Source organism: Streptomyces fungicidicus, assembly GCF_003665435.1.
Classification (GTDB): Bacteria; Actinomycetota; Actinomycetes; order Streptomycetales; family Streptomycetaceae; genus Streptomyces; species Streptomyces fungicidicus.
In genome coordinates, this window is the sequence record NZ_CP023408.1 from 225,734 (window position 1) to 240,567 (window position 14,834).

Here is a 14,834-nt window from a genome sequence, read left to right on the forward strand (position 1 = left end):
CATGAGCTACGACCCGCCCCGCCCGGCCGGTCGTCTGCTGCTCACGCCCGAGGACAAGGAGGCCCCGGAGCGCACCCGCCGGCTGCGTCTGCTGGGACTCGGGCAACACCCCGAGCCCTGGCTCGACGCCTTCGCCCACGGCCTCGCCGACCTCACGGGCGCGCCGTACGCCATGGTCAACTTCCCCGGCGGGCACGGGCAGTTCTTCGCCGGCCTGCACACCCCGGCCGTCGCGCCGCTCGCGCACCGCGACGGCACCGGCGCGCTGCCGGGCCGCGTACTGCCCCGCGAGCACGGCTTCTGCCCCCATGTGGTGGCCCGCCGCAAGGCACTGGTCCTGGAGGACGTGAGCGACTACCCGCGGTTCGCGGGCAATCCGGTGGTGGACGAGTTCGGCGTCCGCTCCTACCTGGGCGCGCCCCTCATCGACGGCACCGGCACGGTGCTCGGTACCGTGTCGGTCACCGACGTCCGGCCACGCGCCTGGGGGCAGCCGGGGCTCGCCGCCATCAAGGCGCAGGCCGCGGACCTCGTCGTACGGCTGGAGCGGCGGAAGGACGACGGGCTGCCGCCGTGAGCACCGCGGACGCCGCCGATGGGGTGACGGCGTGAAGCAAAGCTGTGGCCGCGCTTAAGAAAACCTCGATGGACCGGTGAGGGTGTTGTACGGCAGATTGCAGTGCGATTCCACTCCTCCTCCCGGACCGGGGCCGCTTCGGCGTGCCCGGGGGCCGGGACTCACCCCTCAGGAGCCGTAGCGTTGAAGGCGCTGGTCAAGGAGAAGGCGGAGCCCGGGCTGTGGCTCGCGGACGTCCCGGAGCCCGCCGTCGGACCCGGCGACGTGCTGATCAAGGTGCTGCGCACCGGTATCTGCGGCACCGACCTGCACATCCGGTCCTGGGACGGCTGGGCCCGGCAGACGATCAGCACCCCGCTGGTCCTCGGGCACGAGTTCGTCGGCGAGGTCGTCGGGACCGGCCGCGACGTCACCGACATCACCACCGGTGACCGGGTCAGCGGCGAGGGCCACCTGGTGTGCGGCAAGTGCCGCAACTGTCTGGCCGGCCGCCGCCACCTGTGCCGGGCCACCGTCGGCCTCGGCGTCGGACGGGACGGCGCCTTCGCCGAGTACGTCGTGCTGCCCGCCACGAACGTCTGGGTGCACCGGGTGCCGGTCGACCTCGACGTCGCGGCGATCTTCGACCCGTTCGGCAACGCCGTGCACACCGCGCTGTCCTTCCCGCTCGTCGGCGAGGACGTGCTCATCACGGGCGCCGGCCCGATCGGCCTGATGGCCGCCGCCGTCGCCCGGCACGCCGGTGCGCGCAACGTCGTGATCACCGACGTCAGCGAGGAGCGGCTGGAACTCGCCCGCAAGATCGGCGCGACCCTGGCGCTGAACGTCGCCGAGTCGACCATCGCCGACGGGCAGCAGGGCCTCGGACTGCGCGAGGGCTTCGACATCGGCCTGGAGATGTCCGGCCGCCCCGAGGCCATGCGGGACATGATCGACAACATGACGCACGGCGGCCGGATCGCCATGCTCGGCCTGCCTGCCGAGGAGTTCGCGGTCGACTGGGCCCGCGTCGTCACCTCGATGATCACCATCAAGGGCATCTACGGCCGTGAGATGTTCGAGACCTGGTACGCCATGTCGGTGCTGCTGGAGGGCGGCCTCGACCTCGCCCCGGTGATCACCGGCCGGTACTCCTACCGCGACTTCGACGCCGCCTTCGAGGAAGCGGCCGCCGGCAAGGGCGGCAAGGTCATCCTCGACTGGACCGCGTAAGCCACCCGCCTCTTTCAGGAGCCCCAGAGATGTTCGACTCCGTGCGCGACGACCTGCGCGCCACCCTCGACGAGATCCGCGCCGCCGGGCTGCACAAGCCCGAGCGCGTCATCGGCACCCCCCAGTCCGCCACCGTGAACGTCACGGCCGGCGGCCGCCCCGGTGAGGTGCTCAACTTCTGCGCCAACAACTACCTCGGTCTCGCCGACCACCCCGAGGTGGTCGCCGCCGCCCACGAGGCGCTGGACCGCTGGGGCTACGGCATGGCGTCCGTCCGCTTCATCTGCGGCACGCAGGAGGTGCACAAGGAACTCGAGGCGCGGCTGTCGGCGTTCCTCGGCCAGGAGGACACGATCCTCTACTCCTCCTGCTTCGACGCCAACGGCGGCGTCTTCGAGACGCTGCTCGGCCCCGAGGACGCGGTGATCTCCGACGCGCTGAACCACGCGTCGATCATCGACGGCATCCGGCTCTCCAAGGCCCGCCGCTTCCGCTACGCCAACCGCGACATGGCCGACCTGGAGCGCCAGCTGAAGGAGGCCGCCGAGGGCGGCGCCCGCCGCAAGCTCATCGTCACCGACGGCGTTTTCTCCATGGACGGCTACGTCGCCCCGCTGGACGAGATCTGCGACCTCGCCGACCGGCACGGCGCCATGGTCATGGTCGACGACTCTCACGCCGTCGGCTTCGTCGGCCCCGGCGGGCGCGGCACCCCCGAGCTGCACGGCGTCATGGACCGCGTCGACATCCTCACCGGCACCCTCGGCAAGGCCCTCGGCGGCGCCTCCGGCGGCTATGTCGCCGCCCGCGCGGAGATCGTCGCCCTGCTGCGCCAGCGGTCCCGCCCATACCTGTTCTCCAACACGCTCGCCCCGGTGATCGCCGCCGCCTCCCTGAAGGTCCTCGACCTGCTGGAGTCGGCCGACGACCTGCGCGTCCGGCTGGCCGAGAACACCGCCCTGTTCCGCCGCCGGATGACCGAGGAGGGCTTCGACATCCTCCCCGGCGACCACGCCATCGCCCCGGTGATGATCGGCGACGCGTCGAGGGCGGGCCGCATGGCGGAACTGCTGCTGGAGCGCGGGGTGTACGTGATCGGCTTCTCCTACCCGGTCGTCCCGCAGGACCGGGCCCGCATCCGCGTCCAGCTGTCGGCCGCGCACTCCACCGAGGACGTCGACCGGGCGGTGGACGCCTTCGTGGCGGCCCGGGCGGAGCTCGACGGCTGAGCGGAGCACACCGAGCGATTTGAGACAATCGCTTCATGATCGAGGCGCGGCGGCTCCACATCCTCCGTGCGGTGGCGGACCACCGCACGGTCACGGCGGCGGCCGCCGCGCTGTATCTGACCCCCTCGGCCGTCTCCCAGCAGCTCGCCGCCCTGGAGCAGGAGACCGGCCACCGTCTCGTCGAGCGCGGCGCCAAGGGCGTACGGCTGACCCCGGCCGGCGAGATCCTGCTCAACCACACCAACGCCGTCCTCGCCCAGCTGGAGCGGGCCGAGGCCGAACTGGCCGCCTACGGCTCGGGGGAGGCCGGCACCGTCACGGTCGCCGCCTTCGCCACCGGCATCGCCCAGGTCGTCGCTCCCGCGGCGGCCCGCCTCGCCGGGTCGGCGCCCGGCATCCGCATCCGGGTCCAGGACGCCGAGGGCGACGCCAGCCTGCCGATGGTCCTCGACCGGCAGGTCGACGTGGCCGTGGCGGTCGAGTACCGCGGGGCGCCGTCCGCCGACGACCCCCGGCTGACCCACGTACCGCTGTACGCCGAGCCCTTCGACGCGGTCGTCCCCGTCACCCACCGGCTGGCCGGCACCGCCGAGGTGGCGCTCGCCGAGCTGGCCAAGGACCCCTGGATCGGCCCCTTCCCCGGCAACCCGTGCCACGACGTGGTCGTCCTCGCCTGCGAGAGCGCCGGTTTCCAGCCGATCCTCGAGCACTCCTCGGACGACTTCCGGGCGGTGGTCGCCCTCGCCTCGGCGGACGTGGGCGTCGCCCTGGTGCCCCGCTCGGCGCTGCGCGGCATGGACCTGACCGGTGTGGTCGTCCGCCCGGTCGACGGGGTGGCCCCGACCCGGCGCGTCTTCGCCGCCGTGCGCCGGGGCGCCGAGGGACATCCCCTCATCCGGCCGGTCCTGGACGCCCTGCGCGCGGCGGCCGCGGAGGCGTAGGCCGGCGCCGGATCAGACGGCGGCCCAGCCGTCGTCCACCGGCAGGATCGCCCCGTTGACGTTCCTCGCCGCGTCCGAGGCGAGGAACAGGATGGCGGCGGCCTGCTCCTCCGGCCGGGCCAGGCGGCCCAGGTTGACGAAGTGCGGGCCGAGGGCCGCGGGACCGTGCCCGGCGGGGTCGGCGTCGACGGCGATGCCGGTGGCGGTGCCGCCCGGGGCGATCGCGTTCGCGCGGATGCCCTGCTTGCGGTACATCACCGCGAGGTTCCGGGTCAGCCCGACGACACCGTGCTTCGAGGCCGTGTAGGCGGCCCCCGCCGCGCTGCCGCGCAGGCCCGCCTCGGAGGCGGTGTTGACGACGACGCCCCGTCCCGCCGCCAGCATGTGCGGCAGCACCGCGCGAGTGAGCAGGAAGGGAGCGGTCAGGTTGACCCGCAGGACGCGCTCCCACTCCGCGTCGGTCACATCGGCGAGCGCCGTCATCCCGTCCATGATCCCGGCGTTGTTCACCAGGACGTCCACCGCGCCGAAACGCTCGACGGCCGTCTCCGTCACCCGGTCCACGACCGTCTGTTCGGCTAGGTCGCCGGTGACCGCGACCGCGGTGCCGCCGGCCGCCTCGATCGCCGCGACCGCCGACGCCGCGCCCCGCGCGTCGAGGTCCGCGACCAGGACCCGGCCGCCCTCGGCGGCGAAGGCCAGGGCGGCGGCGCGGCCTATCCCCGACCCCGCCCCGGTGACGATGACGCCGCGTCCGTCGAATGTGCCGGCCATGAAGCTCTCCTGTCCGTCGCCGCGCGGGGCTCCGACGGCCCCGGGCGTCCTCACCGTACGACTTAATGTCTCTGAGTGACATAAAGTGGTGGGGCAAGATCTCCGTAAGCTCGATCACACGATCGGCGGAGCCGGAGGAACCGATGACCGCATCCCGTGGCCGCACGGGACGACCGCCCCTCACCGAGACGCGCAGGGCCGAGATCCGGCGGGAGATCGCCCGGGCCGCGGTGGAGCTGTTCGTCACCCAGGGCGTCGCGTCCACGACCGGCGAGCAGATCGGCCGCGCCGTCGGGCTGTCGGCGCGCACCGTGTGGCGCTACTTCCCGAGCAAGGAGAGCTGTGTGACACCGCTCTTCTCGGAAGGAGTCGACGCCGTCAGCGCCTTCCTGCGCCAGTGGCCGCCCGGCCGGCCCCTGCGGGAGGCCGTGGACCGGTGGCTCACCGAGGGCGCGGACATCGCCGGCGGGCCGGACCGCGGCACCGTCGGCGCCCTGGTGCGGCTCACCCGCACCGAACCCGGACTGCGCGCCGTCTGGCTCAGGACCCACGACGAGGCCGAGCAGGCGTTCGCCCGCGCCCTGGCCGAGCGGTCCGGACTGCCCGCCGACGACCTGCGGGTGACGACCCGTGCGGCGATGTTCAACGCGGCCCTGCGCGCCGCCGTCGAGCACCACGCCTGGCACGGGGACCGGGCACCGGAGGAACGCGACGCCGCGGGCGCCGAGTTGGTGGAGACCCTGCGGCAGGCCCTCGCCGTCGCCGCACAGGGAGTCGGATAGCGCCACCGGACGGGACGGCGGCGCGCACCGGGGCGCCGGGCGCCCGGCGCACGCCCGTTACGCTGGCCGGATGACCGCACAACCCACGCCGGACGGGCGCAGGCCCGCGAACCGGGGGCCGAGGGCCGCCGCCGGCAACCGGGAGGCTCTGGTCGCCGCCGCCCGGGAGATCTTCGCGGCGCACGGTCTGGACGCCCCGCTGTCCGCGATCGCGCGCCGGGCCGGGGTGGGGCAGGGCGTGCTGTACCGGCACTTCCCCGACCGGGACGCCGTCGCGGCGGCGGTCCTGGAGGAGAACGTGCGCGAGGTCGAGCAGGCGGCCGCCGCCCGGGGCGCGACCCCGGACGGGGTGCTCGGCGTGCTGACCTGGCACCTGGCGCAGTCGGCGGCCTTCATCGGGCTGCTGCACGCCGACGGAGCGAGCGGCCGCTTCGCCGCCCACGCGTACGCCCGCGAGCTCTCCGAGCGGGTCGAGCGCGCCCTGCGGGGGTGCCTGCCGGACGGCCACCGGCTGGCGGACCCGGACGACCTCATGCTCGCCGTCGCCATGGTGTCCGGGGCCGTCACCGGCCCCACGCGGGAGGGGCGCGAACACCGGGCGCTCGCGGCGTGGCGGCTGATCGGCGTCACGGTGGGGCCGGTGCGGCCCTTCGGGGGATGAGCGCTCAGCCGCCGTTGGACTGCCGTATGCCCGCGGCGAGCGCGTCGAAGGTGTACAGATACCCGCCGGCGGGTCCGCTGACCGTCATGTAGGCCCGGGTCCCGCCGGGTGTGATCGCCACGTTCGTCGCCGACTCCAGCCCCTCGGCGCGGGCCGGTACCCGCACCGTCGCGAGGTGTGTGCCGTACTTGTCGTACACGGCCATCGCCGGGCGGCCGTGCAGCGCCTGGTACAGGTTGCCGTCCGCGTCCACGGCGATCGAGTCGGTCTGGGCGAGGCCCGCGTCGACGCGGACGGCGGTGTGCCGGCCGGTCGCGCCGGGCCGCTTCTCGACGGTGAGGTAGGAGATCCGGTTCTCCGTCAGTTCGCTGATCCACAGGCCGCGGTAGCCGACGTCGAACGAGATGCCGTTCGTCGCGGCCAGCCCGTCGGCGAGGACGGTGGCGGTCCCGCCGTCGCGGGCGACGCGCACCACGCGTCCGCGCGCCTCGCCCTCGGAGAGGCCGAGGGAGTCGCTGACGTAGAGGTTGCCGTCCCGGTCGAAGGCGATGTCGTCCGGACGCATCCGGGCGCCGTCGACCTCGCCGGTGAAGAAGGTGCGCCGGTCGCCGCCGCCGGGCGCCAGGGAGACGATCTCGCCGTGCGCGAAGTCGGACAGGTAGAGCCGGCCGTCGTACGGGCTGAACTGGGCCGAGGTGTAGGCGCCCCGCGCGTCGGTGAAGAGCTTGCGCGCCGTCTTCTTCCGGACGTCGACGCGCAGCACCTTCGGCGCTCCGGCCGGGGCGGTGACGTCGACGACCGTAAGCTTCCCGTCCTCGCCGAAGACCGGGCCCTCCAGGAGCGTCATCCCGGTCTCGTCGTGGACCGGGGTCAGCCGCATGAACGGGTGGGCGGTGATGGTCCCGCCCGTGGCGGTGGGGGCGGCCCCGGCGCCGGTCGGGTGCGTCCCGGTGCCGCATCCGGTCAGGGCCAGCGCGCCGAGGGCGGCGAGCGCGGCCAGGGATCGGTTCCTGAGTCGTCGCATGGGGGGTCACTCTTCCTGTCCGAAGGTCGTCGTGCCCCCGCACTCTAACCGGACAGTGTTGTCCGGTTGTTGCTACGGTTCGTCAAGGCCGGTCGTCCGCACGGAAGTTCGGGACACGTCCGGCGTCAGACAGCAGACGGAGAGAAGCGAGGCCCCCCACATGACGTCCCTCCACCCGCCGACCCCCGACGAGCTCACCGCGCTGCGGCGGCGCTACCGCCACGAGCGTGAGCGGCGCGTGCGGCCCGACGGCCCCGGCCAGTACCTGGGCGCCGAGGCCGAGTTCGGCTTCTACGCCGCCGACCCGTACGTGGACGAGGTGGCCGGACGCGAGCCGCTGCGCGACACCGTGGACGTCGCCGTCGTGGGCGGCGGGTTCGGCGGCATCCTCGCCGGGGCGCGGCTGCGCCGGCAGGGCGTGGAACGCGTCCGCCTGATCGACAAGGGCGGTGACTTCGGCGGGACCTGGTACTGGAACCGGTACCCGGGCGTCCACTGCGACATCGAGTCGCACGTGTATCTGCCGATGCTCGACGAGACCGGGTACGTACCGGAGTGGAAGTACGCCCCGGGGGAGGAGATCCGGCGGCACGCGGTACGGATCGCCAGGGTGTACGACCTGTACGCGGACGCCCTGTTCTCCACCACCGTCACCGCGCTGACCTGGGAGGAGAGCTCCGGCACCTGGATCGTGGCAACCGACCGGGGCGACGCGTTCCGGGCGAGGTACGTCGTCACCGGTACCGGCACCATGACCGAGCCGAAGCTGCCGGGGATACCGGGCGTCCAGGAGTTCGAGGGCCACACCTTCCACACCTCCCGGTGGGACTACGCCTACACCGGAGGCACCCCGCGGGGCGGTCTGACCGGGCTCGCGGACAAGCGGGTGGGCGTCGTCGGCACCGGGGCGACCGGCGTGCAGGTCATTCCCGTGCTGGCCGAGGACGCCGGGCACGTCTACGTCTTCCAGCGCACCCCCTCCACGGTGGACGTGCGCGGCAACCGCCGCACCACGGCCCGGGACGTGGGCGCGGACCGCGACGGCTGGGCCCGCGAACGCCGCGAGAACTTCCTGCGCATCGTCTCGGGCGAGGAGTGCGGCGAGGACCTCGTGGCGGACGGGTGGACGGCCTCGGCGGGCCTCCTGGAGAAGCTGCTGCCGAGCTTCTCCCGTCCGGACGGCGACCGGGGGGCATTCGAGGCCGCCTACGAGATCGCCGACGCCGTCAAGATGAACGCGATGCGGGACCGGGTCGCCCGGGAGGTCGCCGACCCGGAGACGGCGGAGAGGCTCAAGCCCTGGTACCGGTACGCCTGCAAGCGGCCCACCTTCTCCGACCTGTACTACCCGGCGTTCAACAGGGACAACGTCACCCTGGTCGACACGGCGGACACCCATGGCATCGAACGCGTCACCGGGAGCGGGGTGGTGGTCGGCGGCACCGAGTACGCACTCGACTGCCTGATCTTCGCCACCGGGTTCTCCGTCGGCGTCTCCGGGATCCACTCCGGCAAGCTGCCCGTCCGCGGCCGGGGCGGGGCCCTGCTGCTCGACACATGGGCCCGGGACGGCGTCCGCACCCTGCACGGCTTCACCAGCAACGGCTTCCCGAACCTGATCCGGATGGGTTCCCTGCACAACGCCAGCAGCGTCAACTTCACGCACATCCTGGACGAACAGGCAGTGCACGCCGCCGCACTCGTCGCGGCCGCCGAGGCCGCGGGCGCCCTCGTCGAGCCGTCCCGCGAGGCGGAGGACGCCTGGATCGCCCTCCTGGCCGAAGGCGCCCCCGACCACGAGTGGTTCCACGCCGAGTGCACCCCGGGCTACTACAACCGGGAAGGGCGCGGGCGCCCCAATTGCCCGACCGCCTACCCGCACGGCGCCGTCGCCTTCCACGCGCTCCTGCGCCGCTGGCGTGAGCAGTCCATGGACGAGGCGCTCGCCCCGGTGTAGCCCCCGGCGGGCAGCGCGGCCCCGGCCGTGCCCGGAGCGGGCAGCCGCTCCGGGCACGGCCGGCGCCCGGTCCGTTCAGAGGCCGTAACTCTTGCCGATGACGTCCCGCTGGATCTCGCTGGTCCCGCCGTAGACCGTGGAGACCACCGCCGCCCGCAGATGGCGCTCCATGTCGAACTCGGTGGTGTAGCCGTAGCCGCCCATCATCTGCATGCCTTCGAGGGCGGCCCGTTTGGCGGTCTCGGTCGCCTTGAGCTTGGCCATGGACGCCTCACGGGGGAACAACCGGTCCGGCTGGGCGTCGCAGTCCAGCGCCACCTCCCGCACCAGCAGCCGGGCGCACTCGATCTCGGTGGCCAGGTCGGCGATCCGGTGCCGCAGCGCCTGGAAGGAGCCGACGGGCCGCCCGAACTGCTCGCGTTCGCGGACGTAGGTGACGGCGTCGTCGAAGGCGCGGCGGGCCAGGCCCAGCATGTTCGCGGCCAGGAAGAGCCGCTCGTAATTGAGTCCGGCCATCAACTGCCGCCAGCCGCCGTCCACTTCACCGACGACGGCGTCATCGGGCAGCCGGACGCCGGTGAGGAAGACGTCGTTGACCTCCCGGCCGCCCATGGTCTCGATGCCCCGGATCTCCACCCCGGGGGTGCCGGCCGGCAGGTGGAACATGGTGAGCCCGGCGTGCTTGTCCTCGCCGGTGCGGGCCACCAGCAGGATGCTCCTCGCGCAGTGCGCGTTGGAGATCCAGGTCTTCTGGCCGTCGACCAGCCAGCCGCCGTCGGGGGCCCGACGGGCCCGGCAGCGCAGCGCGCCCACGTCGGACCCGGCGCCGGGCTCCGACATGGCGATGGACAGGACGTCGCCCCGGACGGCCCCGGTGAGCACCTCCTGACGCTGCCGCTCGGTGCCGAACCGCTCGTAGGCCTTGGCGGCGATGACGGTGGTGACGAACCCGCCGGCCGGGACCATGCCGTACGAGATCTCCTCCAGGAACAGACAGGCGTCGGCCAGTCCGCCGCCCGCGCCCCCGTACTCCTCGGGCAGGCACACGCCGAGCCAGCCCAGCTCGGCGAGCCGGGCGTACAGCCCCGGGTGGTGGGCCTCGCGGCCGCCCCCGGTCAGCGCGTCCCGCTGCTCGCGGGTGCCGCACTCGTGCTTGGCGAAGTCGCGGATGGCCGCGACGAAGTCGGACTGTTCTTCGGTGAGGCGACTGCCCATCAGGTCCTCCGGGATGCGGGAAACGGGACGCGGGATGCGGGGCGGCGGGGTCGGGGTCGAAGAGGAGGGAGTTACAAAGATATGCACATTGTTTCACAGTCTCCCGGTGGAGGGGGTGGCGGTATCGTGAGGGGCACCATGAAGACTGAAGCGAACGACTCCTTGCTCGCCCGGGCCATCGCCCAGCCCGAGACGGAGGAGAAGGTGGCGCGGCGGATCCTCGACGCCGCACTGGAGCAGTTCACCACCTTCGGCCTGCGCCGCTCCTCGGTCGACGACGTCGCCAAGCGGGCCGGCGTCTCCCGGGTCACCGTCTACCGGCGCTTCCAGACCAAGGACAGACTCGTCGAGGCCACGCTGCTGCGCGAGGGCAGCCGGTTCTTCCAGCAGCTGGACGAGGCGGTGGCGGCACTGCCCACCATGGAGGAGCGGGTTGTCGAGGGCTTCGTGGTCGCCCTGCGCCACACCCGCGCCCATCCGCTCTTCGGCGGGCTGCTCCGCCTCGAACCCGAGGTGGTGCTGCCCTACTTGACGGTCAACGGCGGCCCCTCGCTCACGGCCACCGTCGACTATCTGACGGCCCATCTGCGCCGCGCCCAGCAGGCCGAGAACAGGCCCGGCACGGACCCGCGGCCGGTCGCCGAACTCATGGTCCGCGTGGCCGTCTCCTTCCTGCTCAATCCCGCCGGCTGCATCGAGATGGAGGACGAGGACCAGGCCCGGGCGTTCGCCCGCCGCTACCTCGCCCCTCTGCTCGACGCCTGACGGCGGACGCGCCCCCCGGCGGCTCAGCGCCGCCGGTGCAGCGCCCTGGCCAGCCGCACCGCCCGTTCCCGCGTGGCGGCCGGGACGCCGAAGGACGTCAGCTCGACCGGCGGCGCGAACCGCCGGACCGTCACCGACTGCACACCGGTGAAGGCGCGCAGCCCCTCCGCGCCGTGGATCCGGCCGAACCCGGAGTCCCCCGAACCGCCGAACGGCAGCGCCGGCACGGCGGCGAAGCCGAGCACCGAGTTCACCGACACCGCCCCGGCGCGCAGCCGCGCCGCGATCGCCGCGCCGGTCCTCCGGTCACGGCAGAACACGGCGGCGCCGAGGGCGTAGCGCGAGGCGTTGGCACGGGCCACCGCCTCGTCCACGTCCGCCACCGCGTTGACCGCCACGGTCGGCCCGAACGTCTCCTCCGCCATCGCCGGTGCGTCCTCCGGCACCCCGGTCAGCACCACCGGCGCCACGTACGGCGCCCGCACCGACCCGGGCCCGCCGAGCAGGGCCCGGGCCCCCGCGGCCACCGCGTCGCGCACATGCCGCTCGATCACGGCGGTCTGTGCCGGCAGGGTCATCGGACCGTAGTCCGCGTCCGGCTGCGCGCCCGGACGCAGCGCGCCGGCGCGTTCCACCACCTTCTCGCAGAGCGCGCCGTGGATCTCCCGCACCGCGTAGACGCGTTCGACGCCCGCGCAGGTCTGGCCCGCGTTGGCCATCGCGCCCCAGACGATCGCGTCGGCCGCGGTGTCCAGGTCCGCGTCCGCGGTGACGATCACCGCGTCCTTCCCGCCGCACTCGGCGAGGAACGGCGTCAGCGACTCGGCGCACACCGCCATCACCTTGCGCGCGGTACCGGGGGAGCCGGTGAACGCCAGCTTGTCGACACCGGACCGGGCCAGCGCCTCACCCGTCGCCGCCGCGCCGGTGACCACGGTGAGCAGGCCGGCGTGCCCGGGCACGGCGGCGTCGAAGAGCCGGGCCAGCAGGGTCCCCGTGCCGGGGGTCAGTTCGGACGGTTTGAACACCACGGCGTTCCCCGCCGCCAGCGCGTAGCCGATGGAGCCCATCGGGGTGTAGAGGGGGTAGTTCCACGGCCCGATCACCCCGACGACGCCGAGCGGCCGGTGCACCAGGGAGGCCCGCTGGTGGACGGTGAACAGCCCGGTGCGCACCCGGCGCCGGCGCAGTACCCGTTCGGCGTTGCGGGCCGCCCAGGACAGGTGCTCCAGGGTGAGGACGACCTCCAGCGCGGCGTCACCGGCCGGCTTGCCGGTCTCCGCGGCGACGGTGCGGGCCACGGTGTCCAGCTCGGCCGCGAGGGCCCGCTTCCAGCGCAGCAGGTGCTCCCGCCGCCGGGCCGCGGGCAGCGCGGCCCAGGCCGCCCCGGCGGCCCGGGCCCCGGCCACCGCCCGGCCGACCCGCTCCGGCCCGTCCACCGGATGGTCGGCGAGCGGCTCGCCCGTGGCGGGGCTGTACGAGGTGAAGGTCCCGGCGCGGGGTTCGGTGCCGGGGGTGGTGTCGGTCATCGGGGCTCCTGGTCGAGGTGCGTACGGTGCGAGCGGTCCGGGGCGGAGGCGGGCGCGGGGGAGCGGCCGCCGGGGGAGAGGGGCGGGGCGCCCGTCGCCTCCCGGGCCGGCGGCGGGGTGTGGTGGTCCGGGACGGCGGGACCGGGCGGGGGGTCCTCGTCCGTGAGCGGGACCACCGGCCGGGAGTGGGCCCAGTGCGGGCCGAGGTCGTCCAGGGTCCAGCCGAACGGGTAGCTGCGCGGCTTGGGCCTGCGCGGGAACCGTTCGGGGCGGGGCGGCAGCCGGCGTATCACCGCCGCCCGCGCCCGCAGGGCGCGGTCCGCCGCGAACCGCAGCCAGCGGGGCTGCGGGGGAAGCCCGAGCGCCTCCAGCAGCGGTTCGTCCAGCAGGGCGAGCGTCACCCGGGCCGCCAGCTGCCGCAGCGGGGCGGGGTACCACTCGGTGACTACCCGCAACGTGGCGGCGGCGACCCGGCGGTTGGCGGGATCGTAGGCGAACATCTCCCGCTCGTAGGCGTCGTGCAGGCGCTCGAATTCTGCGTAGTCCGCGGGCAGTCCGGTGATGCCCATCAGCTCGCCCATCCGCCGCCCCACCAGCGCCAGGCTCTCCGTCTCCTGCGGGGACAGCGGCCGCCAGCCGTACCGGTCGATCCACCGCTTCGGCCCGACGACGGTGGTGGCGAGGACGTACAGGAAGTCCTCGTTCGGTATCCGGTAGCGGCCGTGGATGCGGTTGAGGTGGCGGGCGGTGGCACGGCCGTGCTCCGAGTCCAGGCCCTCGCGGACCATCTCGTAGGCGATCAGCACCGTGTCGTCGTACCGCTTCTGTCCCGCCCGTTCGAACTCCTGGGTGCGGTCGAGCAGCCGGGAGACGCGCGGCACGCCGTAGTCGCGCAGGAAGGCGACGGACGTGCCCTGGAGGTAGTCGCGCGGGAACTCGTACTGGGTGATCCACCGGAAGATCCGCTCGTGGTCCCGGAGCGGGTCCATCTGCTGGATGCGGCGGAGCCGGCCGTAACGGCCCATGGTGACCTCTCCTGTCGGTGCGCGCTGCGCGCGGTCGGACCGTTCCCGGCGTCCGCCGGCCGGACGGGCCTGGCGTCCCCGGGGTCGCCGATGGACGATGGAAGCGCCGGCACCCCTTCCCCTCGGTGGGTCGAAGATACAAAAACTATTGACTTGTTTCACGAGGCGCGTCAATACTCCGGACACGAGATCAACTCTTGTGCGGGTCAGCAGAGTTGAGGTATCGGGCCGGCGGCCCGACGATCGCTGGGAGTGCACTGACATGACGGCCCGGACCGAACCGGAACCGCTCGCACCGGAAAGTATCCTGTGGGACGTCGCGGGCGACGTACGGCTGCTGCTCTCGCTGCCGGCCGCCACCGTTCTGCAGGTGGCCCACCCCGCGGTCGGCGCCGGCGTCGACGACCACTCCGTCTTCCGCACCGACCCCTGGGGGCGCGCGGAACGCTCGCTGCACTCCCTCCAGCTGTGGGTATACGGCGGGGACCGGGCGGTCGAGGAGGGCCGGCGGCTGCGCAGGCTGCACAGGAACATCAGCGGCACCGACAGTCACGGCCGCCCCTACCACGCCCTCACCCCCGCCCACTACGCCTGGGTGCACGCGACCGCCTACCCGGTCTTCCTGCGCGCCGCGCGCTACCTCTCCCGCCCGTTCACGCCCGAGGAGGAGCGCCGCCTCTACGGCGAACTGCTCCAGCTCGGGCGGATCCTCGGCATCGCCGACCGCGACATGCCGCCCACGCCCGAGGCGTTCTGGCGCTACTTCGACACGATGGTCGCCGGTGAACTGGAGCGGACGGCCGTAGTCGGTGAACTGCTCGACCCGGGCCGGCCGGTGCCGGTGCCGCCCGGCGCGGGCCCGCTGCTGCGCCGGGTCTGGCCGCTGCTTGGCCCCGCTGTGGCCCGGCTGCAGGTCTTCGTCACCGCAGGGCTCCTGCCGCCCACCGTCCGTGACCGTCTCGGCGTGACCTGGACGCCCCGGCAGGAGCGGAGGCTGCGGGGTCTCGGAGCAGTCGTGCGCACCGTGTTCCCGCTGCTGCCCGAGCGGCTGCGCTATCTGCCCCTGGCCCGCGCCGCCCGCTCGGCCGCACGCCGCCCGGAAGCGGGATCGGGGGCCGTCCGGAAATAATTTTGCAGGACGTG

General features: G+C 73.7%; 14 protein-coding genes. 9 read left to right on the top strand and 5 right to left on the bottom strand.

The features are described 5' to 3' along the window. Nucleotide 1 precedes the first annotated feature (1 nt). The 4 genes from CNQ36_RS31220 to CNQ36_RS31235 all read left to right on the top strand — a co-directional run bounded on the left by CNQ36_RS31220 (nt 2) and on the right by CNQ36_RS31235 (nt 3,959). Nucleotides 2-577, top strand: a complete 576-nt coding sequence (locus CNQ36_RS31220) for a GAF domain-containing protein (protein WP_121548903.1) — start codon at nt 2-4, stop codon at nt 575-577. A gap of 183 nt (nt 578-760) precedes the next feature. Then, nucleotides 761-1,789, top strand: coding sequence for an L-threonine 3-dehydrogenase (gene tdh, locus CNQ36_RS31225; protein ID WP_004922312.1), 1,029 nt, complete (start codon nt 761-763; stop codon nt 1,787-1,789). Between the two features lie 29 nt (nt 1,790-1,818). Then, the gene (locus CNQ36_RS31230; RefSeq protein ID WP_121548905.1) at nt 1,819-3,018 is read left to right on the top strand and encodes a glycine C-acetyltransferase; all 1,200 of its coding nucleotides are present in this window, start codon (nt 1,819-1,821) and stop codon (nt 3,016-3,018) included. Between the two features lie 35 nt (nt 3,019-3,053). Next, on the top strand, nt 3,054-3,959 hold the full coding sequence (locus CNQ36_RS31235; RefSeq protein ID WP_121548907.1) for a LysR family transcriptional regulator: 906 nt from the start codon (nt 3,054-3,056) through the stop codon (nt 3,957-3,959). A gap of 12 nt (nt 3,960-3,971) precedes the next feature. Here CNQ36_RS31235 and CNQ36_RS31240 read toward each other — a convergent pair whose 3' ends face one another. After that, nucleotides 3,972-4,733: an SDR family NAD(P)-dependent oxidoreductase gene (locus CNQ36_RS31240; RefSeq protein ID WP_121548909.1), complete on the bottom strand. Its 762-nt coding sequence runs from the start codon at nt 4,731-4,733 to the stop codon at nt 3,972-3,974. 143 nt (nt 4,734-4,876) lie between these two features. Between CNQ36_RS31240 and CNQ36_RS31245 the strand changes: the two genes are divergently transcribed. Continuing rightward, the gene (locus tag CNQ36_RS31245; RefSeq protein ID WP_004922300.1) at nt 4,877-5,515 is read left to right on the top strand and encodes a TetR/AcrR family transcriptional regulator; all 639 of its coding nucleotides are present in this window, start codon (nt 4,877-4,879) and stop codon (nt 5,513-5,515) included. Nucleotides 5,516-5,585: 70 nt separating this feature from the next. Further along, a complete protein-coding gene (locus CNQ36_RS31250) occupies nt 5,586-6,176 on the top strand; it encodes a TetR/AcrR family transcriptional regulator (RefSeq protein ID WP_121548911.1) in 591 nt (196 codons plus the stop codon). A gap of 4 nt (nt 6,177-6,180) precedes the next feature. Here the strand turns inward: CNQ36_RS31250 and CNQ36_RS31255 are convergent, their stop codons facing one another. Further along, nucleotides 6,181-7,200, bottom strand: coding sequence for an SMP-30/gluconolactonase/LRE family protein (locus CNQ36_RS31255; RefSeq protein WP_121548912.1), 1,020 nt, complete (start codon nt 7,198-7,200; stop codon nt 6,181-6,183). A gap of 160 nt (nt 7,201-7,360) precedes the next feature. Between CNQ36_RS31255 and CNQ36_RS31260 the strand changes: the two genes are divergently transcribed. Beyond that, nucleotides 7,361-9,157 carry a flavin-containing monooxygenase gene (locus CNQ36_RS31260; RefSeq protein WP_121548914.1) on the top strand — a complete coding sequence of 599 codons (1,797 nt, stop codon included), beginning with the start codon at nt 7,361-7,363 and terminating at the stop codon, nt 9,155-9,157. Nucleotides 9,158-9,232: 75 nt separating this feature from the next. Here CNQ36_RS31260 and CNQ36_RS31265 read toward each other — a convergent pair whose 3' ends face one another. After that, nucleotides 9,233-10,372, bottom strand: coding sequence for an acyl-CoA dehydrogenase family protein (locus tag CNQ36_RS31265; protein ID WP_121548916.1), 1,140 nt, complete (start codon nt 10,370-10,372; stop codon nt 9,233-9,235). 138 nt (nt 10,373-10,510) lie between these two features. Here CNQ36_RS31265 and CNQ36_RS31270 point away from each other — a divergent pair, with 138 nt between their 5' ends. After that, nucleotides 10,511-11,137, top strand: coding sequence for a TetR/AcrR family transcriptional regulator (locus CNQ36_RS31270; RefSeq protein WP_040905503.1), 627 nt, complete (start codon nt 10,511-10,513; stop codon nt 11,135-11,137). Between the two features lie 23 nt (nt 11,138-11,160). Here CNQ36_RS31270 and CNQ36_RS31275 read toward each other — a convergent pair whose 3' ends face one another. Both CNQ36_RS31275 and CNQ36_RS31280 read right to left on the bottom strand, forming a co-directional pair. Then, on the bottom strand, nt 11,161-12,666 hold the full coding sequence (locus CNQ36_RS31275; RefSeq protein WP_004922286.1) for an aldehyde dehydrogenase family protein: 1,506 nt from the start codon (nt 12,664-12,666) through the stop codon (nt 11,161-11,163). Further along, on the bottom strand, nt 12,663-13,691 hold the full coding sequence (locus CNQ36_RS31280; RefSeq protein WP_121548917.1) for an oxygenase MpaB family protein: 1,029 nt from the start codon (nt 13,689-13,691) through the stop codon (nt 12,663-12,665). Before CNQ36_RS31280 ends, CNQ36_RS31275 begins: the two co-directional genes overlap by 4 nt. 262 nt (nt 13,692-13,953) lie before the next feature. Here CNQ36_RS31280 and CNQ36_RS31285 point away from each other — a divergent pair, with 262 nt between their 5' ends. Beyond that, a complete protein-coding gene (locus CNQ36_RS31285; protein WP_121548919.1) occupies nt 13,954-14,820 on the top strand; it encodes an oxygenase MpaB family protein in 867 nt (288 codons plus the stop codon). Nucleotides 14,821-14,834 lie beyond the last annotated feature (14 nt).

Coding starts and splice junctions, on each gene's coding strand:
- CNQ36_RS31220 (WP_121548903.1), top strand. CDS start 2: ATGAGCTACGACCCGCCCCGCCCGGCCGGTCGTCTGCTGCTCACGCCC.
- CNQ36_RS31230 (WP_121548905.1), top strand. CDS start 1,819: ATGTTCGACTCCGTGCGCGACGACCTGCGCGCCACCCTCGACGAGATC.
- CNQ36_RS31235 (WP_121548907.1), top strand. CDS start 3,054: ATGATCGAGGCGCGGCGGCTCCACATCCTCCGTGCGGTGGCGGACCAC.
- CNQ36_RS31240 (WP_121548909.1), bottom strand. CDS start 4,733: ATGGCCGGCACATTCGACGGACGCGGCGTCATCGTCACCGGGGCGGGG.
- CNQ36_RS31245 (WP_004922300.1), top strand. CDS start 4,877: ATGACCGCATCCCGTGGCCGCACGGGACGACCGCCCCTCACCGAGACG.
- CNQ36_RS31250 (WP_121548911.1), top strand. CDS start 5,586: ATGACCGCACAACCCACGCCGGACGGGCGCAGGCCCGCGAACCGGGGG.
- CNQ36_RS31255 (WP_121548912.1), bottom strand. CDS start 7,200: ATGCGACGACTCAGGAACCGATCCCTGGCCGCGCTCGCCGCCCTCGGC.
- CNQ36_RS31260 (WP_121548914.1), top strand. CDS start 7,361: ATGACGTCCCTCCACCCGCCGACCCCCGACGAGCTCACCGCGCTGCGG.
- CNQ36_RS31265 (WP_121548916.1), bottom strand. CDS start 10,372: ATGGGCAGTCGCCTCACCGAAGAACAGTCCGACTTCGTCGCGGCCATC.
- CNQ36_RS31270 (WP_040905503.1), top strand. CDS start 10,511: ATGAAGACTGAAGCGAACGACTCCTTGCTCGCCCGGGCCATCGCCCAG.
- CNQ36_RS31275 (WP_004922286.1), bottom strand. CDS start 12,666: ATGACCGACACCACCCCCGGCACCGAACCCCGCGCCGGGACCTTCACC.
- CNQ36_RS31280 (WP_121548917.1), bottom strand. CDS start 13,691: ATGGGCCGTTACGGCCGGCTCCGCCGCATCCAGCAGATGGACCCGCTC.
- CNQ36_RS31285 (WP_121548919.1), top strand. CDS start 13,954: ATGACGGCCCGGACCGAACCGGAACCGCTCGCACCGGAAAGTATCCTG.